Origin of the sequence: Halorubellus sp. JP-L1 (assembly GCF_011440375.1) — an archaeon.
Lineage (GTDB): Archaea > Halobacteriota > Halobacteria > Halobacteriales > Natrialbaceae > Halorubellus.
The window spans coordinates 1-20614 of record NZ_JAAOIR010000001.1 but is presented as its reverse complement, the minus strand read 5'-3'; the positions used below and the strand labels follow the sequence as shown (position 1 = coordinate 20614).

Here is a 20614-nt window from a genome sequence, read left to right as displayed (position 1 = left end):
GGCGGGCTATCGAGGGGCTACGTCAGGCTGCGCCGATCGCTTTCCCTGGAGGCGTCCCGAAGGGGACGAGTTCGTCCGGGTACTCGCGGTGTGCGGCGAGCGCGTCGGCGGCGAAGGGTGCCTGGTCGAGCCACTCGTCGTCGTCCAGGAGGCCGCGCTCGCGGGCTTCCTCCAGGGGAACGAGCGTGCCGTCGCAGGTCTCGTCGCCGTCGTCGTCGTCGTGCTGGTCGTCGCCGTGGTCGTGGTCGCAGTCGCCGTCGCACTCCTCGTCGTCGACGACGTCGTCCTGACGGAGCGGTCGCGACCGGAGGTCCTCACTCGAGCTCGCATAGTCGAAGGGGTCCGTCGCGAGGTCGGGGACCGAGCCGGCGGCGCCGGTGAGTCGGTTCCCGTCCGAGTCGGTCACGGTGACGTCGTAGCCACCGCCGCTGCTCGAGGACGTCGACACGCGGATGGTGCCCTCGCTCACGTGCGCCAGTACGGTATCGGTCTCGACGTCGACGGGCTCGTCCTGTGGCCAGATCTCGTCGACGATCTTCCGGGCGAGCTCGTCCGGGTCCGACACCGCGGGCATCGTGGCCCCGCAGTCCGTCGTTCCCGACCTGAGGCCGAGGATGCGCGGGGCGTGCTTCCTGATGACGGCGTCGCTCCAGTCGAGGTCGTGGTCGCGGCTCGCGAAGGTGTCGCTGGAGCGGATGGCGTCGCCCTTGTACGCGCCGACCTCCCAGACCTTGCTCTGGTTGTGGCCGTTTTCGCGGACCTCGATGTCGGCGTGCGAGAGCGAGTACATGAGCGCCCGCGCCATGGCGCCGTCGTTCGGGAGGCTCTTGCCGTCGTCGTCTTCGATGCGGTGGATGACCCAGCCGGTCGCCTCTTCGACGTCGGCGGAGAGGTCGCGAGTCTTCAGCTCGTCGCCGACGACGATGCAGTGGTAGTGGGGCTTCCAGGCGAGGTCCTCGCGGACGTCGGTGACCCACTTCCGGTCGGAGTTCAGTCGCTGCTTCCAGGCGCCGCGATCGTCGTGCTCGGACTGGATGGAACCGTCGGGGTTCGAGCCACGGAACGAGTGTCGGATGAGGACGCCCTGGCAGCGGAGTTCCTCGAGGATGGACTTCACGACCTCGCGGGTCTTCTCCTGGGCTTCCTCCATCGTGAGGCCGGCTGCGGCGAGATCGTAGTACCACGACAGCGGCGCGCTGATGACGGCGTGGTGCTCGAACTGGTTCACGTGACTGGGCGAGCGCTTGTACTTCTCCTTGCGGACGCGGCGGACCTTCGCGCTCTTCTTGATGGCGGCGTCTCGGACCCACGCGACCCCGCAACGTGCGCAGACGCTCATCGAACACGTGGAGCCGAACTCGACGGTGTTCGCGCAGTCAGAGCAGACGAACGGGTGTGGGTTCCCGCAATCTTCGCGAGCGTTCTCCCCGCGTCCCTGCGGTCCAAAGCCCGGCAGGAGCGCCTCCTGTTTTCGCGCTATCTCACGGGCGTTCTCCTCGAACTTGTCGCGGACCCAGAGCCGATGCTCTGGGTTGTTCCACTGTAGGGACCGGGCGTTGTTCCGTTCATGTTCGATGCCGACGCTAGCGAGCTTCCGGTTCACCGCCTGGACGATCTTCCGCGGAGTCGCCCGGCTCCCGCTCTCGGGATGGTCCCATCCCGTCACGAGCCACCACCCCGAACCGCGGTCTGAGAACCGGGGTTTGCACGGGAGAACGGGAGACTGCGAGGGGGTGCGTTACGATATTGCCTTGTATCGCGAGTTTCGGCCGAATCGTAGAATCGGAATACTGCTGTCTGTTGTCGCCTGAGGCCGGTGAGCGCCCGGGACTGGAAAAGCCCCGAAACGTCACAGAACTGAAATGGGCGCTGCAGGATTTGAACCCGCGACAGCTTGGTCCGAAGCCAAGCACTCTGTCCAGACTGAGCTAAGCGCCCTGTGTATTCTCCTGAATTGACTCGGGTGTTTAAATGATGTGGTTTCGGGGTGGAATCGGGTGGCTTTTTGCCGGGTGCGGGGGTGGGTCTGGTGTATGTCGAGTGTGGGCGCGACCGTGCGTGGGTTGGTGGAGATGACGCGGCCGTCGAACTCGGTGGCGGCGGGCGTGTTGACGTTCGTCGGTGCGTTCGTCGCTGGTGGGGTCGGGTCGGCGCCGGTGGCGACGGCTGCGGCGGTCGCGGCGACGGTGTTCGCGACGGCGGCGGGGATGGCGATCAACGACTACTTCGACCGAGACATCGATGCGGTGAATCGGCCGACGCGGCCGATTCCGCGCGGTGCGGTGAGTGCGCGCGGGGCGCTGGCGTGGAGTGGAGTGTTGTTCGCGGGAGCGGTGGCGTGTGCGCTGGCGTTGCCGGTGCTCGCGCTCGCGATCGCGGTCATGAACTTGCTGGCGCTGGTGGCGTACACGGAGTGGTTCAAGGGCCTGCCCGGGGTGGGGAACGTGGTGGTGGCGTACCTCGGCGGGAGCACGTTCCTGTTCGGCGGGGCGGCCGTCGGGGCGCCGCTGGCGCCGGCTGTACTGTTCGTGCTCGCGGCGCTGTCGACGGCGAGCCGGGAGGTCATCAAGGACGTCGAGGACGTGGCGGGGGACCGCGAGGAGGGCTTGAACACGCTCCCGATCGCGATCGGCGAGCGGCGGGCGCTGCACGTCGCGTCGGCGGCGCTCGTGGTGGCGGTGATTGCGAGTCCCCTCCCTTACGTGTTCGGGACGTTCGGGCTCGCGTACCTGGTCGTGGTGGTGCCGGCCGTTGCGGTGATGCTGTACGCGGCCTACGAGTCCTATGGGGACGCGAGCGCGGGCCAGGCGCACTTGAAGTACGCGCAGTTCGCGGCGGTCGTGGCGTTCCTCGCCGGACGAATCGTCCCGGTGGGATCGCTCGCACTCCCGTGAGGGTGCCGTCGCGCATTCGTGGGCGTCGACGACGCCCCAATCAAAACTTCTATATGCTGCATACTGCATTCTCCTATCAACCAGGGCGCCGGTGGGTGACAGTCGTGCGGGCGGCGTCTGCGACGAGGATTCGACATGTACGAGCTCCCAGACGAACTGTCTGACGCGTCACTGCAGGCTGGCACGAACCTCCTGATTGCTGGCCCCCCACTGACGGGTAAGCGCGACATCGCGTTCGAGATCCTGGCGACGGGGTCGCGTGCCGGCGAGGGCTCGATCGTGGTGACGACGAAGGACGACGCGGAGAAGGTCCTCGAGGAGTACGCTGGGTACGTCGAGGACGTCGCGGAGTTCGACATCGGCGTGGTGGATTGCGTGACGAAGCAACGCGGTGTCGGGAACGTCCGGGACGACCCGCGCGTGAAGTACGCGTCGTCGCCCGTGGACATGACGGGAATCGGGATCAAGCTCTCGGAGTTCCTCGAGGAGTTCTATCAGGTCCGCGGGCACGAGCGAAACCGCATCCTCATGCACTCGGTGTCGACGCTGTTGATGTACTCGGACCTCCAGACGGTGTTCCGGTTCATGCACGTGTTCACGGGGCGCGTGCAGAGCGCGGACGCGCTGGGCGTGTACGTGATCGACTCGACGGCGCACGACGACCAGACGATGAACACGCTCAAGCAACTGTTCGACGCGGTCGTCGAGGTGACCGACGAGGGCGACGGCGAGACGTCGATCGAGACGGCCGGGTTCCCGACCGCGTAGGGACGCGTCGTAGGGACGCGTCGTCGACTCGCTGGCGTTGGGGCGCATCGTGGGGTCGCTGGTCGTTTGGGCGCTGGCGTTGGTGTTCGACGGCGGTATCCTTTTGCGGTCTCTCGACGTCGGTTCTCGTATGGCTGCCGCCACGGATTCGGAGTTGCGCGAGGTACTGGACGCGGAGACGATCGCGGTCGTTGGGTGTTCGTCGACGCCAGGGAAGGCCGCGCACGACGTGCCGAAGTACCTCCTGGAGCACGGGTACGACGTGATCCCCGTGAATCCATATGCGGAGGAGGTGTTTGGGATCGAGGCGGTGGATTCGCTCGCTGACGTCGACGCGCGCGTTGACGTGGTGGACGTGTTCCGGCCGAGCGACGAGGTGCCGGGGATCGTCGACGAGGTGCTGGCGCGCGAGGACGTCGACGCCGTGTGGCTCCAGCTCGGTATCAGTCACGACGAGGCCGGGACGCGCGTCGAGGAGTCCGGGCGGGCGTTCGTACAGGACACGTGTATCAAGGTCGAGCACTCGCGGCTCGTCGCCTGATAGAGAGAGTACTGCTTCGTTCGACGGGACGGCGGGACGAGACTAGCGAACGGAACTGCGGGCTGGCGGCGGTTAGCCTTCCCACTCCTCGTAGTCGCGGTAGACGCCCTTCGAGAGGTAGCGTTCGCTGGAGTCCGCGAACACGGTGACGACGGCGTCGTGGGGGGCGTCGATCTCGCCGGTGGCGATGCGGTCTGCGATCTCGCGTGCGGCGAGGGAGTTCGCGGCCGACGAGGACGCGACGAGGTGGCCTTCTTCGGCGGCGAGACGCTGCATCTCCGCGTGGACTGCGCGGTCGTCGTACGAGAGGAGTTCGTCGACGACGTCGGGGTCGAACAGCTCGTTCGTGTCGGGATCGTGCGTCCCGATGCCTTCGATCTTGTACTCGGCCTCTTCGGGGTCGTCGCCGAAGAACGCGGCGTACATCGAGCCGCGTGGTTCGACGGCAACGACGACGACGTCGTCGTCGTGCTCGCGGAGGTACTTCGCCGTCCCCATGAGGGTGCCGGCGGTCCCGCAGCCGGCGACGACGGCGCCGACGTCGCCGTCGAGCGCGTCGTGGACCTCCGGGCCGGTGGTCTCGTAGTGCGCTTCGACGTTCAGTGGGTTCTGGAACTGCTGGGGGACGACCGCGTCGTCGAGTTCGTCCGCGAGCTGGTGCGCGCGGTCGATCGCGCCACCCATGCCGTCCTCGGTCGGCGTGTTGATGACTTCGGCGCCGAGGGCGCGCATGAGCTGTTGCTTCTCGACGCTGAAGCGCTCGGGGACGACGAACATCGCGGTGACGTCCAGTTGCGTGGCGGCGACCGCGAACCCGATGCCGGTGTTCCCGGCGGTCGGTTCGATGACGGTCCCGCCAGGCTCGAGGTCGCCGCGGTCGAGCATCGCCTCGAGCATGTACTTCCCGATGCGGTCCTTGATGCTCGCGCCGGGATTGAACGACTCCAGTTTCGCGTACACGTCGACGTCCTCGGGCGACGCCTGCACGCGGACGAGCGGGGTCTCGCCGACCGTCTCGTTGACGGACGCGAGCGGTTCGCGGTGCGTGGTCATCGAGTTGGCAAACGTTGCCGGCAGTGTTATGTCCTTCCGTTCGACGACGGCCGGGCGGTCGGTCCTTCGTCGGTCGCTCAGTTGGACGGCCGCCGAGTCGAGGAGTCAGGCGTCGCTGGCGTCGCCGTCGCTCGCGGCCGCGGGCGCGTCGTCAGCGCCGTCTGCTGGCTCGCCCGCGCCGTCTGCTGGCTCGCCCGCGCCGTCCCCTGCGTGGTCGCTCGCGTCCATCTCATCGCCGTCGTCGCTGGCGGTTTCGACGCCGGTTTCGGACGCGGTAGTTCCATCGTCGGCGTCTTCGATGGCGGCCTCGGCGACGACGGCGTCGACGTCCAGGCCCTGTTCCTCTGCGATGGCCTCGATGACGACGCGCTGGTGCTCGAGTGTGTCCTCGAGTTCGCCCACGCGCTCCTGGGTGTCCTCGACGGTCCCCTCCACGCTGAGCACGCGCTCGTGGACTTCCTTCAGTTTCACGTAGAGCTGTTCGGCGCGGTCGGCGAGCGTCTGGATCTTCTTCGCGGTCGAACCGAGTCCCATGGTCGAGCGCAGGCGAGCCATCCAGTAGTGCCTTCCCCTTCGACCGGCCGAAACCGGGGGTCGTTCGTCGTTGAGCGGACAGCGAGGTACTTAACGGAGTGCGGTCCGCAGTGGGGGGTATGGTCGATGTGCAAACGCCGGCGTCGGTCGGCGTCGTGTCGGCGGCCACGTACGCGGCCGCGATGGTCGTGCCGTACGTCGCCGGTGGCGTCCCGGGTGGGGCCGTGGAGACGTACTACACCGAGTTCGGGATCGTGGGCCCGCCGTACGTCGCCGTGCTCGCGCTCGTCTGCCTCGTCGTTCTCGGCGCCGGGCGTGCGGGGCGGACGGCGCCGGACGTCGCGGCGGGCGTCGCGCTCGTCCTCGGGTTCGTCGTGACGCTCCTCACGGCGACGTGGGCGTTCGGCGGCGTCGGCGAACTCGTCGGGAGCCTGTCGACGGCGGCGTGGCTCGCGTACCATCGCTGGGTGCTCCTCGCCGCCGCGCTCGGACTCCTCGGGAGTTCGCTCTGGTTCGCGGACGCGATCGGCGTCCTCCGGGTGCGTCCCGAACCGGCGTCCTGATGCGACCCGAACTGGCGTCCTGACGCCCGTCGAGGGTGCGGTTCTCCTGCATCGACCGCGGCGCCGCCCCGCGAATCGTCCGGGAGTCGAAAGGCACTTACCGGGCAACCCGCTATCTCGGAGTGGACTAGGTCGGGCAGTTAGGCCCTGCTCGCCACCCCCACTATGGTCTTCAGGGGGGACCGAACCCCTGGTGCGTCCGGACAGACCCGGACGGGCCTCGGGAGCCGACGTGGAAGCCTCGTCCGTCGGGGATGGCGGTCGTCGGGCGTCGTCCGCAGGGACGGCGTCCCCGACGTTAGTCGGTGGTAATGGGTCAGGCACGGAAGTGAGCAGCCCACCGCCGGACAGCGATCGCTCGCCGGGTCGCGGGGTGGAGGAGGCAACCGGGATCCCCCGTCCGGGAACGCCGGGCCAACCAGCCCGTCCGCATTCATACCGTCTTCACGATCCGTCAGCGACCGCGTTCGCCGTCGTCGCGGCGGTTCGTGGTCGCGACGGCGTTTATTCTCGTCGCGGCGGGTCGTGGTCGCGACGGCGTGCGCCGTCGGGTCGACGTTGGATTCGAAAGCGAGAGCGGCTGCGCACGCAGGGATGCGAAGGTGCTTTGGGATGGCGTGCGTTCGTGGATGCGTGCGCGACCTCGACGATATCGACATGGAGATCCTGGAGTTGCTCGCGGACGACGCGAGACGCCCGTTCAGTGACATCGGCGATGTCGTCGGTCGGTCCGGGCCGGCGGTGTCCGAGCGCGTGTCCAAGCTCGAGGAGGCCGGCGTCCTGCGTGGGTTCACGGTGGACGTGGACCGCTCGCAGTTGCGCGATGGCGTACCCGTGCTCGTGGAGTTATCGGTCGCGTCCCAGCGACGGGAGCCGGTGAAGGACGCGCTCCGAGCGACGGACGCGGTCGAGCACCTGTTCACGACCGCGAGCGGCGACGTCGTCGTGCAGGCGTCGCTCCCGAACGCGGACGCGTACCGGTGGGTGGAGGACGTCCTCGACCCGAGCGACGCCTCGGTCGTCGACGTGACGTTGCTCGCCGAGGTGGAGTGGACCCAGTCCGTGGGCGCGACGGACTTCGCGGTGTCGTGCGCGGAGTGCGGGAACACCGTGACGAGCGAGGGATCGAGTGCGACCCTCGGCGAAGAGACGTATCGGTTCTGCTGCGAATCCTGCGAGGGCGCGTTCCGCGACCGCTACGATCGATTCAGCGACGAGTGAGCGCGGACCAGCTGGACGGGGGTCCGACGGCATCCGTCCTCGGTGGGGCTGTCCGCGACGACGACGTAGTCCGGGGATTTCGTGTGCGTTTCCCCTATTTTCCCCGGGTTTCGAAATTAGGCAGTGGTAATAGTGGGTTCGTCGTACACGATTGGAGAGACTTATGACCGTGGATGCCTTCGGGACGAGTAGACAATCGATGGCCTCGACAACAGCGACCCTCCACTCAGAGTCACGAGAGAGCGTGAGCATGGCCGTCGTTCACGCCGTCGCCGACGAGAAGGACGTCTCGCCCGTCGACGTCGACCCGCTGTACGAAGTGGTCGATCCCGATGCGCTGAACCGCTTCGTCGGTAGCCTGTCGTCGACGCCGCCCGAGGACCCCGGGTGCGTCTCGTTCCCCTACGCCGGGTGCGACGTGACGGTGTTCGCCGACGAGACCGTCTCCGTCTCCACACGGGACTGAGAGGCCCTCGCTGGCGCCCCGTTCGCCGACAGGTTTCGTTCCGGGCGACCGTCAGCCGGCGACTTCCTTGCCAGGCGACCGCCAGTCGACCACTCACTTTGCATTCGTAAGTTCGACGGTCGATCGACGCCGGGGGCGCGAAGCACAAACCGGTTGAAGGTCCATCCCCTACGTACTACCATGAGCGAGCGAAGCGTCCACGTCGACGTCGTGGGGATGTCCTGTGCGAACTGCTCGGACACCGTGACCGAGGCGGTCGAAGGAGTCGACGGCGTTCGGGAAGCGTCAGTGAACTTCGCGACCGACGACGCCGCCGTCACGTACGACCCCGAGCGAACGTCGCTCGCGGCGGTGTTCGACGCGATCGAGTCCGCGGGCTACGAGCCGGTCGTCGAGACAGTCACCGTCGCGGTGACGGACATGTCCTGTGCGAACTGCGCGGACACCATCGACGAGCGCCTGCGCGAGGTGGACGGCGTCGTCGACGCCGACGTGAACTTCGCGACCGACGAGGCCACCGTCACGTACGCGCCCGGCGTCGTCGACCGCGAGCATATCCACGAGGCCATCGAGGCGGCCGGGTACACGCCCGTCCGCGACGACGAGGAGAGCGACGCGGAGCGCGGCGGGCGCGAGGAGTCCGCCGCCGACGTCGCCCGCCGCGAGGAGATCGAGCGCCAGAAGCGCCTCACCATCTTCGGCGCCGTCCTCTCCGTTCCGTTGCTCGGGATGCTCGCCGCGCACCTGTTCGCTCCCGACCTCCTCCCCGACACCATCCCCGGCCTCGGCATCCAGTTCGAGTGGATCGGGTTCGCGCTCGCGACCCCCGTTCAGTACGCGCTCGGCAAGGAGTTCTACGAGAACTCCTGGACCGCCCTCGCGAAGAACCGGACCGCGAACATGGACGTCCTCATCGCGCTCGGCTCCACGACCGCGTACGGCTACTCCGTCGCGCGCCTGCTCGGGTTCCCCGGCGCCGGCTACTACTTCGACACCGCTGCGCTCATCCTCGTGTTCATCACGCTCGGGAACTACCTCGAGGCGCGCTCGAAGGGGCAGGCCGGCGACGCGCTCCGGGAACTCCTCCAGATGGAAGCCGACACCGCGACGCTCGTCCGCGACGACGGCAACGAGGAGGAGGTGCCCGTCGACGAGGTCGAAGTCGGCGACCGCATGAAGGTCAAGCCCGGCGAGCAGGTCCCGACCGACGGCGTCGTCGTCGACGGCCAGAGCGCGGTCGACGAGTCCATGGTCACCGGCGAATCCGTGCCCGTCTCGAAGGAACCCGGCGACGAGGTCGTCGGGTCGACGATCAACGAGAACGGCGTGCTCGTGGTCGAGGCGACGAAGGTCGGCGCCGACACCGCCATCCAGCAGATCGTGCAGACCGTCAAGGACGCGCAGTCCCGCCAGCCCGAGATCCAGAACGTCGCCGACCGCATCAGCGCGTACTTCGTCCCCGCCGTCATCGCGAACGCGCTCCTCTGGGCGGTCGTCTGGGGGGTCGCGCCGCAGTTCATGACGGACCTCGTCGGCGGCCTGCTCCCGTGGGGACTCGTCGGCGGCGGCCCGCTCGAGAGCGCCGGCGGGGCCGCGGGCGTCGGCGTCCTCGAGTTCGCGGTCGTCGTGTTCGCGTCCTCGGTCCTCATCGCGTGCCCGTGCGCGCTCGGCCTGGCGACCCCGGCCGCGACGATGGTCGGCACCAGCATCGGCGCCCGCAACGGCGTCCTCTTCAAAGGTGGGGACGTCCTCGAGCGCGTCAAGGACACGGACGCGGTCGTCTTCGACAAGACCGGCACGCTCACCGAAGGCGAGATGGAGCTCACCGACGTCGTCGCGCTCGACGCCGCAGGCGTCGAGACGGACGGCGGCGAACCCGCGGCCGACGGCGGCGCCGTAGAGACCACGGCCGAGGACCGCTTCGACGCCGACGAACTCCTCCGGCTCGCCGCGAGCGCGGAGTCCGCGAGCAGTCACCCGCTCGCGGACGCCATCGTCGACGGCGCGCACGAACGCGGCATCGACGTCGTCGACCCCGAGGAGTTCGAGAACGTCGCCGGGAAGGGCATCCGGGCGACCGTCGACGGCCGCGACGTCCTCGTCGGGAACCCGACGCTCCTGCGCGAACGCGACGTCGACCCCTCGCCCGCAGACGCCGACCGCGAACGCCTCGAGTCCGACGGGAAGACCGCGATGCTCGTCGCCGTCGACGGCCGCGTCGTCGGCGTGCTCGCCGACGCCGACACCGTCAAGGAGTCCTCGAAGGCCGCCGTCGCCGCGCTCCGCGACCGCGGTCTCGACGTCCACATGATCACGGGCGACAACGAACGCACCGCGCGCGCGGTCGCCGAGGCGGTCGGCATCGATCCCGAGAACGTCCGCGCCAGCGTCCTCCCGGAGGACAAGGCCGACGCCGTCGACGCCATCCAGGACGACGGCACGCGAGCGATGATGGTCGGCGACGGCGTCAACGACGCCCCCGCGCTCGCGACCGCGTTCGTCGGCGTCGCCATCGGCTCCGGAACCGACGTCGCGATCGAGGCCGCCGACGTCACCCTCATGCGCGACGACCCCATGGACGTCCTCAAGGCGATCCGCGTCAGCGAGGGTAGCCTCTCGAAGATCAAGCAGAACCTCTTCTGGGCGCTCGGGTACAACACCGCGATGATACCCCTCGCATCGCTCGGGTTCCTCCAGCCCGTGCTCGCCGCCGCCGCGATGGCGCTGTCCTCGGTGAGCGTCCTCGCGAACAGCCTCCTCTTCCGCCGGTACAGCCCGGACGAGGACTACGAACTCCTCGGCGGCCTCCGACCCTGACACCATGCGACGCAACACCGCCATCGTCGTTGCCGTCTCCGTGCTCGCCCTCGTCGTGCTGTTCGCAGTCCCAGTGCTCGCGTTCCTCCTCGGGTTCGGAACCATGGGGATGCCGATGGGCGGCTGGACGTGGGGGACGGTCATGCACGACGGCTGGTTCGGCGGGAACGCACCCATCTGGTTCGCGCTCCTGGGCGTCCTCTCCCAGCTCGCGTTCTTCGCCGTCCTCGCCGGCGGCGTCTACCTCCTCTACCGCGCCGTCACCCGTGATCGGACCGACCCCGCACTCGAAGAACTCAGAGCGGCGTACGCCCGCGGCGACGTCGACGACGACGAGTACGAACGCCGACGGAATCGACTCGAAGAAGACCGCTGACCGACCGGCAGAAGGAGAATCGGACCGCAATCCGACCGATCAGTCGTCCGCGGCCGTCACGACTTCCTCCGACAGATCGATCGCGCCCGACAGCTCGCGGTTCGGGTACGGGATGTCGATGCCCGCCTCGTCGAACCCCTCCTTGACCGCCTGCACGTACTCGCCGCGCGTCGCCACGAAGTCCGACCGCGACGGATCCGCGATCCACACGCGCGACGTCAGCCCGACCGACGAATCGCCGAGTTCCGTCAGGCGAACCGACGGCGCCGGATCCTCCAGTATGCCCTCGTGTGAGACGGCCTCCTCGACGATGATGTCCGTCGCCGCGTCGATGTCGTCGTCGTACCCGATCCCGAACAGGACCTGCATCCGGAGCTTGTCCTTCGCGACCGGATTCTTGATGACGTCCGCCGTCAACTGCGAGTTCGGGACCGTGAGGAGCTCGTTGTCGAACGTCCGCACGCGGGTCACGCGGAGACTGATGTCCTCCACCACGCCCGAGTTCCCGTCCCACTCGATCCAGTCACCGATGCGGAACGGCTTGTCCGTGAAGATGAAGATCCCGGCAACGAAGTTCGAGAGCACGTCCTGCATCGCGAACCCGATCGCAAGCGTCGCCGCCGCACCGATCGTCGCGATCGCCGTCAAGATACTCCCCAGGCCCGCGAACGCGAACGCGATACCGATCGCCGCGAAGTACACCACGAACGACACCAGCTTCTTCAACGGCACCTTCGCGTGCCGGTCCAGACCGCGCCGATCGAGGAGTCGATCCACGAGCGGCAACACGACCACGCGACCGAGCAAGACAACCCCCACGAACGCCACGACGAACAGCGACATCTTCGCGAGCGTCTCCGCGAACGGAACCCCGAGGTCGCTGTAGGCCCTCGCCAACCCGGACAACTCGGCCTGACCCTGCAAGATCACTTGTGGAACACCCCGGTGTTCCCACGCGTCTCCACGACGTCCGAGCCCGTCACCTCCGCGAGCTCCTCCGCGAGTTCCTCCGTTGACGTTCCACCACGAGCCGCCCGCAGGAACTTCACCTTCACCAGATTGCGTGCCGCCAGCTGGTCGTTCAACTCGTCGATTACCGCCTCGATGCCCGCCTTCCCGACCCAGACGGTCACGTCCAGGTCGTGTGCCTCCTTCCGCAACTCCTGTTCGTCCATAATCGTCTGCAAGCATAAGCACGGCCGCCTTTTAAACCCTTAGCACAACCAGCGAGCGTCTCGCCCGCACGGACGCCGAACCGCAGCCGATCAGTCCCCGTACGGGTACCGGGCTTGCTCACCGCAGTCGCACGTCACGACCACGTGCCCCGAACGCGTCCGGACGCGCGCGTTCCGCCCCGGGCGCAAGTACGCGTCGCAGGCGTCACACGCGAACCGACGGAAGTCCCGCGGCAACGACAACCGCTGACGCTCCGCGATCCGGCGCGCCAACCGCACGTACGACCGCGCGCGGTCGTCCTCGCCCGCGATCGTCGCCGACCGCGCCAGCGCCTGCAACCGCTCGATGCGTTCCTCGGCGACGCTCATACCACGCCTAGCGCACTCGCCCGATTAAACGTTCCCTCATCCGGACAGCACCGACATCGACTCCGGGAGGCGATCCGGACAGCACCGACATCGACTCCGGTGAGGCGATCCGGACAGCACCGACCGCGACCCGAGCGAGCCAATTCGGACACCACCGACTACGACACCAGCGAAACAATCCGGAAAGATTACACGCGTCTGCCGACCAGCGAGCACCAACGAATGCGCGTTCTCAATCACCTCGAGCTCGAATCCAGGCTCCATCGCTCCGGCATGGGCACCGCCGCCGCCCAGCAGCGTAAGGCGCTCGCCGCCGCCGACGCCGACGTCGACGTCGTCACCACGCCCTGGCGCGACGGCAACCCCCTCGACGCCACCTTCGCCAACCTCGCGTTCGAAGAACCGTTCTTCGAAGAGTACGACGTCGCGCACCTCAACATGGCCGGCCCCATCAGTCTCGCCCTCGCCCGGCACGCCAAAGCGAACGACGTCCCGCTCGTGCTGCACACGCACGTCACCGCCGAGGACTTCCGGGACTCCTTCCGATTCTCGAACGCCATCGCCCCCGGACTCAAAGCCTACCTCAAGCGGTTCTACTCGCAGGCCGACCTCGTCCTCTGCCCGAGCGAATACACGAAAGGCGTCCTCGAGGACTACCCCGTCGACGCCCCCATCCAGCCGGTGACGAACGGCATCGACGTCGAGAGCCTCGACGGCCACGAACGCTTCCGCGACCAGACCCGCGAGCGCTACGACCTCGACGGCACCGTCGCCTTCGCCGTCGGGAACGTCTTCGAACGCAAGGGCGTCACCACGTTCTGCGAGCTCGCGCAAGCGACCGAGCTGGAGTTCGCGTGGTTCGGGCACTACGACGAGGGCCCCCAAGCGAGCAAGACCACCCGCAAGTGGACCGAGAACCCACCGGAGAACGTCACGTTCACCGGCTGGGTCGACGACAAGCGCATGGCGTTCGGCGCCGGCGACGTCTTCTGCTTCCCCGCGAAAGTAGAGAACCAGGGACTCGTCGTCCTCGAAGCCATGAGCTGCGGGAAGGCGTGCGTCCTCCGGGACATCCCCGTCTTCCGCGAGTACTTCACCGACGGCGAAGACGCCATCCTCTGCGACTCGTTCGACGAGTTCGTCGACGCCCTCGAACGCCTCGACGACGACCCCGCCCTCCGCGAACGCCTCGGCGCGAACGCCAGAGAGACAGTCAAGGAGCACGCACTCGACCGCGTCGGGAACGAACTCGTCGACGCCTACCGACGCGTCCTCGCGAACTGAGAACGCACGCGACGCCAATCGAACAGCACGCGTCGTATCGAAGCCACTAAGCCACCGAACGCACACTCGCCAACAATGACACGGGTCGCCGCCTTCACCGACACCTACCTCCCCACGGTGAACGGCGTCACGTACACCATCGAAGCCTGGCGCGACCACTGGAACGACGACCACGGCCGCATGGACGTCGTCTACCCGGGCACCACCGAGTACACCCCGCGATCGCGCGAGCACCCCGTCCGCTCGCTCCCGTTCCCGTTCTACGACGGCGTCCGCGTCGGCGCCCCCAGCATCCCCGACACCGTCCCGAACGCCGACGTCGTCCACGCCCACACCGCCTTCGGCCTCGGACTCGCCGCCCGCCGGTACGCCCGCAAACGCGACCTCCCCCTCGTCGCCTCCTACCACACGCCCACCGCCGAGTACGCCGAGTACATCACGTCGCGCGACCGCGTCCTCGCCAGCATCTCCACCGCCAGCGAAGCCTACGAACGCTGGTACTACGACCGCACCGACCTCGTCCTCGCCCCGAGCGAACCCACGAAACGCCACCTCGTCGACGACCTCGAGATCACCACGCCCGTCCGCGTCGTCCCGAACGGCATCGACACCGACCGCTTCCAGCCAGTCGACGGCGACGCCTTCCGCGAGCGATACGACCTCGAAGGCCCACTGGTCGGCTACACCGGCCGCCACGGCTTCGAGAAACGCCTCGGCGACGTCCTCGACGCCACCGACGGCATGGACGACGTCACCGTCGTCTTCGGCGGCGACGGCCCCGCCCGCGAACGCCTCGAAGCACGCGCCCGACGCGCCGACGTCGACGTCCGCTTCCTGGGGTTCCTCGACCGCGAAGAACTCTCCGCGTTCTACAGCGCACTCGACGTCTTCGCATTCCCCTCCCCCGTCGAAACCCAGGGGCTCGTCGCGCTCGAAGCGAACGCCTGCGGCACCCCCGTCGCAGGCGTCGACGCCGGCGCGCTCGCCGACACCATCGACGACGGCACCACCGGCTACCACTACGACCCCGGCGACATCGACGGATTCGGGGACGCCATCGAGCGCGCGCTCGCCGAGCACGACAGACTCGCCGAGAACTGCCTCGACAGGCGCGACTCCATCAGCATCGACACCGCCGTCGACGAACTCGAACGCCACTACGACGCCGTCCAATAGCACGCCGTCGGCGCGAACGACACCCCCCACCGCGAGCACTCGCACCGCAACCCCCAGCGCCAGCAACGACACCGACATCTGTACCCACGAGAGGAACCCACACGCCACGATAGCTACCGCTATTCGTTACTCTATCACGGAGAACGCGACCGCGACCAGCCTCAGTCGTCCTCGAGCGCGTCAGCGATCCGCTTCAGCGCACGCGTCTGATCGCGCATCTCGTCACGCATCTGCCGGACCTCGCGAACGAGCTCCTCGTTCCCCGAATCCTCCTGCCGGCCACTCGGACCGCCACCCATGCCGCCAGGACCACCGGGACCGCCGCCACCGCCCATCATGCCACCCATCATCTGCGCGAACGGATTCCCGCCACCGCCGCCCATACCGCCGCCACCCATGCCGCCAGGGCCGCCCTCGCCGCCCATCATCTCCTCCATGCGCTCCCGTCGCTCCTCGTCACCCTCCTCCTCGCGACGTTCGCGGATCTCCTCCACGCGCTCGCGGAACGACTTCTCCTCTCCATCCTCGCCCTCAACCTCCTCGCCGTTCTCGGAATTCTCGTCTGCCATACCCCCACTTTCCACTCCCGTCCGAAAAGGGTTTTCGTCCCCACCCACCACACGCACCGAAACCACCCCACACCACCGGTTCGGCGCGCGAGCGAGCCCGCTCCGGCGAGCACCGCGCGAACGCAGTGAGCGCGTCGCGAGCCGGCGCGGGCCACACACCCGCGAGGGACGCCGCCGGCGCGGGCGAGCACCGCGAGCCCGTCCCGGCAGCGTCGGCTGGGGAGGCCGAGGCCTGCGGTGCAGCGCGATCCGCGCCATCGCCCACCAGCGTCGCCACTCCGGAACGTTCGAATACAACGCACAATCCTCCACTCCCCTCGATCGCCACCGAATCCACTCCGCGCCACGAACTACAGACAAAAAGCCCGACACCCCCTCAGGGGTGCCGGGCGCTACCGCTCCACGACCCAAATGCAAAAACGCCCACCACCCCCAACGGGATGGCGGACGTACAGTATGAATGGCGAGGCAGCGAACCGCGTTTCCCAGAGGCTCGCGCACTCCAGTACTCCCCGGTACGCAGATGGGCTTAACTTCCGTGTTCGGGATGGGTACGGGTGTCACCCCATCGCTCTGGCCGCCTCAACGCCGACCCACGGAATCGAACCGTGGCGATGGTACCAACATCGGTAACGATCGTATGTAAGCACAATCCAGTTAACACCTGGACTCGTACAGCACGAGTCAGCACAGAATCCACAAATGAATGGTGGCTCGAGTGATTAGTTCTCGCGGGCTCAACACCTCGTTGCCTTGGTGCGTACACCCCGAGTCTATCTACCTCGTCTTCTACGAGGACTCTCAAGCGGAACCTCTTTTCCAGGTGGGTTTCGAGCTTAGATGCGTTCAGCTCTTACCCCGTGTGACGTAGCTGCCCGGCACATGCCCTCTCGGACAACCGGTACACCAGTGGTCACCACTCGTAGTTCCTCTCGTACTATACGAGCGTTCCCGTCAGGTTCCATAACACCCCCAGTAGATAGCAGCCGACCTGTCTCACGACGGTCTAAACCCAGCTCACGACCTCCTTTAATAGGCGAACAACCTCACCCTTGCCCGCTTCTGCACGGGCAGGATGGAGGGAACCGACATCGAGGTAGCAAGCCACGCGGTCGATATGTGCTCTTGCGCGTGACGACTCTGTTATCCCTAAGGTAGCTTTTCTGTCAGCAATGGCCCGCATCAAGCAGGCAAATTGGTTCGCTAGACCACACTCTCGTGTCAGTGTCACTCGTTGGGAATGACACTGTCAGACCACCTTATGCTCTTGCGCTCTTCATCGCGTCTCCGACGCGATTGAGGTGATCTTGGGGCACGCTCGATATCTTTTCAAGCGTGTACCGCCCCAGTCAAACTGCCCGGCTACCGGTGTCCTCCTCCCGGAGTGAGAGTCACAGTCACTAGTGGGTAGTATTTCACTGATGGCTCGGTGGCCCGCTAGCGCGGGTACCTGTGTAACGCCTCCTACCTATGCTGCACACTAGCGACCGTGTCTCAGCGACAGCCTGCAGTAAAGCTCTATAGGGTCTTCGCTTCCCCCTGGGGGACTCCAGACTCCGCACTGGAACGTACAGTTCACCGGGCCCAACGTCGGGACAGCGAAGCTCTCGTTGATCCATTCGTGCAAGCCGCTACTGAAGCGGCAAGGTACTACGCTACCTTAAGAGGGTCATAGTTACCCCCGCCGTTAACGGGTCCTTCGTCCCATTGTACTGGGTGTTCAGATACCCGCACTGGGCAGGATTCAGTGACCGTACGAGTCCTTGCGGATTTGCGGTCACCTATGTTGTTACTAGACAGTCGGAGCTTCCTGGTTACTGTGACCTGCCTCTATCCAAGGCAGGCACCCCTTCTCGCGAACTTACGGGGCTAATTTGCCGAATTCCCTGACGTCGGTTGTTCCCGACAGACCTTAGCTTTCTCAGCTAGAGCACCTGTGTCGGATCTCGGTACGGTTCGTATGCTTGCCTTTTCACGGGCCCTTGATACGGTCGACTTACGCTATCTCTGGTTTCGTCCGCTTCCTGCCATTACGGCGTCCACGGAGTTCCCGGATTCGACTGGGCGAAAGCCCAGCTCGACTGTCTCGAAGGCGTCGGCGTTCACTGCATACGAGCACTGGAATATTAACCAGTTTCCCGATTCGTCCCGGTCGAATTACGGCGGGACTTAGGGCCGGCTAACCCTCGGCTGAACGGCATTGCCGAGGAACCCTTGCTCTTTCGGCCGTCGGGGGTCTAACCCGACTAACGCTGCTACTATGGCCAGGATTTTCGTCACTATATGGTCCACACGACCTCTCGGCCGTGCTTCCACCCATACAGAGCGCCAATCTAATCGATCACCCCTATGGGGGGTGCGGCCAGGTCTCGGTGGTGGATTTGAGCCCCGATCATTTTGGGCGCCTCAAACCTCGGCCGGTAAGCTGTTACGCTTTTCTTAGAGGGTAGCTGCTTCTAAGCTCACCTCCCGGCTGTCTAGGGCTTGAGACCACCTTCGATCGCACTTAATCCACACTTGGGGACCTTAACCCGGCTCTGGGTTGTCTCCCTCATGGTGCACAGGCTTACCCCGCACACCGGACTCCCTGTGTCAGCGGCGCCCGTAGGTTTGGAGTTTGACAGGGAGGTCCACTTCTCTCGAAGTGGACGCTCCCAATCGGTTGCTCTACCCCACGAGCTACCTCGACAGAGGTCATGCTTCGACATGTTTCGATTGGAACCAGCTGTTGCCAGATTCGATGGGCCTTTCACCCCTACACCTAGGTCACGCGAGGGTATTGAAGGACACCAACGCTAACAGGCCTCCACGTGCCTTTCGGCACGCTTCACCTTGCCCAGGCGTAGATCATCTGGTTTCGGGTCGCATCCGGCTGACTCCCCGCGCTTGAACACGGTGGCCCTGGTCGTAAGACTGCGGCCGTATCGGTTTCCCTGTGCCTTCCCTGCGAGAAGCAGGTTAGACTCGTCAGACAGATGCACTCCCTGGCTCGTTTTTCAAAACGCACGATGGCACACCGGCTTCCACTACGTCCTACTGTGGGCTCGCGCCCGGGTCGTTTGGTAGTGGACCTTGTATGCACCATCGCTCTATCGCCAACTGATTTCAGGCCCTATTGCACCTCCCTTTGTGGGGTGCTTTTCAGCGTTCGCTCACGCTACTTGTTCGCTATCGGTCTTGAGGAGTGTTTAGTCTTCGCGGTCGATGCCCGCGTGGTTCACGAGGGATATCCAACCCCCGCTACTCTGGAGCTGACGCACAACGTACTTGTTTGGTCTACGGGGCTGTCACCCTGTGTCGCGCTCCGTTCCAGGAGACTTCGATCAAACGTTCTGATGCTGATTGTCAGTCCGTACACCACATTGCCCGTGAGGGCTTCGGTTTGGACTGGGTCGCGTTCACTCGCGGTTACTGACGACATCGCGGTTTTGCTTTCTTTTCCGGCCGATACTAAGATGTTTCAGTTCTCGGCGTTCCCCATTGCGCGAAGCAATTGCGGTGGGGATTCCCATTCGGAGATCCTATGTTCTTTGCCTCCGTGCGGCTCCCATAGGCTTTTCGCAGCTTGGCACGTCCTTCGTCGGCTCTCAAGCCGAGCCATCCACCAGTTGGCACAGTAGCCACGTCTGTTGGAATGTGTTGACTCGATGGTACGAGTCCAGTATATGTCTGGATTGTGCTTACATACGGTCTCGTCACGTCCCCTGGTAGTTGCCAGGCGAACGTTCGACCCTTCCCACTCGCGCTTGCGCGGAGTGGTGCATCAGTCGTCGTCAAGTCATCCTCTCTCCTTCCCACACTTAAGGGGACGGATTCGGGACGACTCGAACGTACATGGACCCACTGGGATTCGAACCCAGGGCATCCTCCTTGCAAAGGAGGCACTCTACCACTGAGCTATGGGCCCACCTCCCTCGCGGGAGGATAGTTAGCCCTGGTAGTTCAAAGGTGCCCGGTCGGGCGACTCGACGGTACCGAACTCGGAAAGGTGGGTCGACCCGTGTGGGTCGATCCCGGTCAGTGGAGGTGATCCAGCCGCAGATTCCCCTACGGCTACCTTGTTACGACTTAAGCCCCCTTGCGGAGCCCAGATTCGACCACCGGACGGTGGCCTCATCCGGACCCCACTCGGGTGCTTTGACGGGCGGTGTGTGCAAGGAGCAGGGACGTATTCACCGCGCTCTTCTGAAACGCGATTACTACCGAATCCAGCTTCATGCGGACGAGTTTCAGTCCGCAATCCGAACTACGATCGAGTTTCGGAGATTAGCGCCCCCTCTCGGGGTTGCATCCCACTGTCTCGACCATTGTAGCCCGCGTGTTGCCCAGCTCATTCGGGGCATACTGACCTACCGTTGCCCATTCCTTCCTCCGCTTTAGCAGCGGCAGTCTCCTTAATGTACCCAACCACCACAAGGGTGTTGCTGGCAATTAAGGACGTGGGTCTCGCTCGTTGCCTGACTTAACAGGACGCCTCACGGTACGAGCTGACGGCGGCCATGCACCTCCTCTCAGTGGCTCAGGTAAGCTCATCACACTGACCGTCACTGCACACTGTCGGAGCTGGTGAGATGTCCGGCGTTGAGTCCAATTAAACCGCAGGCTCCTCCGGTTGTAGTGCTCCCCCGCCAATTCCTTTAAGTTTCATCCTTGCGGACGTACTTCCCAGGCGGCTCACTTCACGGCTTCCCTACGGCACAGCACTGGCTCGTAGCCAGTGCCACACCTAGTGAGCATCGTTTACGGCTAGGACTACCCGGGTATCTAATCCGGTTCGTGACCCTAGCTTTCGTCCCTCACCGTCGGAT

The 20614-nt window shown here is 65.7% G+C and carries 17 protein-coding genes, 2 tRNA genes, 3 rRNA genes and 1 other RNA gene; 11 read left to right on the top strand and 12 right to left on the bottom strand.

Features of this window, described 5'->3' with window-relative positions; translation table 11 throughout:
- Window positions 1-22 precede the first annotated feature (22 nt).
- Together G9C85_RS00115 and G9C85_RS00110 are read right to left on the bottom strand one after the other, a co-directional pair.
- On the bottom strand, window positions 23-1666 hold the full coding sequence (locus tag G9C85_RS00115; RefSeq protein ID WP_166036143.1) for a hypothetical protein: 1644 nt from the start codon (window positions 1664-1666) through the stop codon (window positions 23-25).
- Between the two features lie 197 nt (window positions 1667-1863).
- Window positions 1864-1938: transfer RNA gene (locus tag G9C85_RS00110), tRNA-Arg, on the bottom strand.
- Window positions 1939-2033: 95 nt separating this feature from the next.
- On the opposite strand from G9C85_RS00110, the gene G9C85_RS00105 reads away from it, so the two are divergent.
- From G9C85_RS00105 to G9C85_RS00095, 3 genes are all read left to right on the top strand, one after another.
- Window positions 2034-2894, top strand: a complete 861-nt coding sequence (locus G9C85_RS00105) for a geranylgeranylglycerol-phosphate geranylgeranyltransferase (protein ID WP_166036142.1) — start codon at window positions 2034-2036, stop codon at window positions 2892-2894.
- A gap of 135 nt (window positions 2895-3029) precedes the next feature.
- Window positions 3030-3662: a recombinase RecA gene (locus G9C85_RS00100; protein WP_166036141.1), complete on the top strand. Its 633-nt coding sequence runs from the start codon at window positions 3030-3032 to the stop codon at window positions 3660-3662.
- Between the two features lie 130 nt (window positions 3663-3792).
- Window positions 3793-4203, top strand: coding sequence for a CoA-binding protein (locus G9C85_RS00095; protein WP_166036140.1), 411 nt, complete (start codon window positions 3793-3795; stop codon window positions 4201-4203).
- Window positions 4204-4275: 72 nt separating this feature from the next.
- On the opposite strand, the gene G9C85_RS00090 is transcribed toward G9C85_RS00095, so the two are convergent.
- Window positions 4276-5256, bottom strand: coding sequence for a PLP-dependent cysteine synthase family protein (locus G9C85_RS00090; protein ID WP_166036139.1), 981 nt, complete (start codon window positions 5254-5256; stop codon window positions 4276-4278).
- A gap of 105 nt (window positions 5257-5361) precedes the next feature.
- Window positions 5362-5790 (bottom strand): DUF5798 family protein, encoded by a 429-nt coding sequence (locus tag G9C85_RS18725; RefSeq protein ID WP_166036138.1) that lies wholly within the window; start codon window positions 5788-5790, stop codon window positions 5362-5364.
- Window positions 5791-5909: 119 nt separating this feature from the next.
- On the opposite strand from G9C85_RS18725, the gene G9C85_RS00080 reads away from it, so the two are divergent.
- The 6 genes from G9C85_RS00080 to G9C85_RS00055 all read left to right on the top strand — a co-directional run bounded on the left by G9C85_RS00080 (window position 5910) and on the right by G9C85_RS00055 (window position 11233).
- Window positions 5910-6353, top strand: coding sequence for a hypothetical protein (locus tag G9C85_RS00080; RefSeq protein WP_166036137.1), 444 nt, complete (start codon window positions 5910-5912; stop codon window positions 6351-6353).
- A gap of 120 nt (window positions 6354-6473) precedes the next feature.
- Window positions 6474-6786, top strand: an RNA gene (ffs, locus tag G9C85_RS00075) — signal recognition particle sRNA.
- Between the two features lie 200 nt (window positions 6787-6986).
- Window positions 6987-7574: an AsnC family transcriptional regulator gene (locus G9C85_RS00070; protein ID WP_166036136.1), complete on the top strand. Its 588-nt coding sequence runs from the start codon at window positions 6987-6989 to the stop codon at window positions 7572-7574.
- A gap of 199 nt (window positions 7575-7773) precedes the next feature.
- Complete coding sequence (locus G9C85_RS00065; RefSeq protein WP_166036135.1) at window positions 7774-8040, top strand: HalOD1 output domain-containing protein; 267 nt, start codon at window positions 7774-7776, stop codon at window positions 8038-8040.
- Window positions 8041-8220: 180 nt separating this feature from the next.
- Complete coding sequence (locus tag G9C85_RS00060; protein WP_166036134.1) at window positions 8221-10857, top strand: heavy metal translocating P-type ATPase; 2637 nt, start codon at window positions 8221-8223, stop codon at window positions 10855-10857.
- A gap of 4 nt (window positions 10858-10861) precedes the next feature.
- Entirely contained in the window at window positions 10862-11233 is a 372-nt protein-coding gene (locus tag G9C85_RS00055; protein WP_166036133.1) for an SHOCT domain-containing protein, read from the top strand.
- Window positions 11234-11272: 39 nt separating this feature from the next.
- Here G9C85_RS00055 and G9C85_RS00050 read toward each other — a convergent pair whose 3' ends face one another.
- The 3 genes from G9C85_RS00050 to G9C85_RS00040 form a co-directional block, all read right to left on the bottom strand.
- Window positions 11273-12163 (bottom strand): mechanosensitive ion channel family protein, encoded by an 891-nt coding sequence (locus G9C85_RS00050; protein ID WP_394352698.1) that lies wholly within the window; start codon window positions 12161-12163, stop codon window positions 11273-11275.
- A complete protein-coding gene (locus tag G9C85_RS00045) occupies window positions 12160-12408 on the bottom strand; it encodes a YhbY family RNA-binding protein (RefSeq protein ID WP_166036132.1) in 249 nt (82 codons plus the stop codon). The genes G9C85_RS00050 and G9C85_RS00045 overlap by 4 nt, the downstream gene beginning before the upstream one ends.
- Window positions 12409-12498: 90 nt before the next feature.
- The gene (locus G9C85_RS00040) at window positions 12499-12777 is read right to left on the bottom strand and encodes a ribonuclease P protein component 4 (protein WP_166036131.1); all 279 of its coding nucleotides are present in this window, start codon (window positions 12775-12777) and stop codon (window positions 12499-12501) included.
- A 222-nt stretch (window positions 12778-12999) separates the two neighbouring features.
- On the opposite strand from G9C85_RS00040, the gene G9C85_RS00035 reads away from it, so the two are divergent.
- Complete coding sequence (locus tag G9C85_RS00035) at window positions 13000-14061, top strand: glycosyltransferase family 4 protein (protein WP_166036130.1); 1062 nt, start codon at window positions 13000-13002, stop codon at window positions 14059-14061.
- 75 nt (window positions 14062-14136) lie between these two features.
- Window positions 14137-15237: a glycosyltransferase gene (locus tag G9C85_RS00030; protein WP_166036129.1), complete on the top strand. Its 1101-nt coding sequence runs from the start codon at window positions 14137-14139 to the stop codon at window positions 15235-15237.
- Between the two features lie 161 nt (window positions 15238-15398).
- On the opposite strand, the gene G9C85_RS00025 is transcribed toward G9C85_RS00030, so the two are convergent.
- The 5 genes from G9C85_RS00025 to G9C85_RS00005 form a co-directional block, all read right to left on the bottom strand.
- Entirely contained in the window at window positions 15399-15806 is a 408-nt protein-coding gene (locus G9C85_RS00025) for a hypothetical protein (protein WP_166036128.1), read from the bottom strand.
- Window positions 15807-16269: 463 nt separating this feature from the next.
- Window positions 16270-16391 (bottom strand): 5S ribosomal RNA (gene rrf / locus G9C85_RS00020).
- 119 nt (window positions 16392-16510) lie between these two features.
- Window positions 16511-19435 (bottom strand): 23S ribosomal RNA (locus G9C85_RS00015).
- A 206-nt stretch (window positions 19436-19641) separates the two neighbouring features.
- Window positions 19642-19713, bottom strand: a tRNA-Ala gene (locus G9C85_RS00010).
- Between the two features lie 114 nt (window positions 19714-19827).
- A 16S ribosomal RNA gene (locus G9C85_RS00005) occupies window positions 19828-20614 on the bottom strand; the annotation flags it as partial.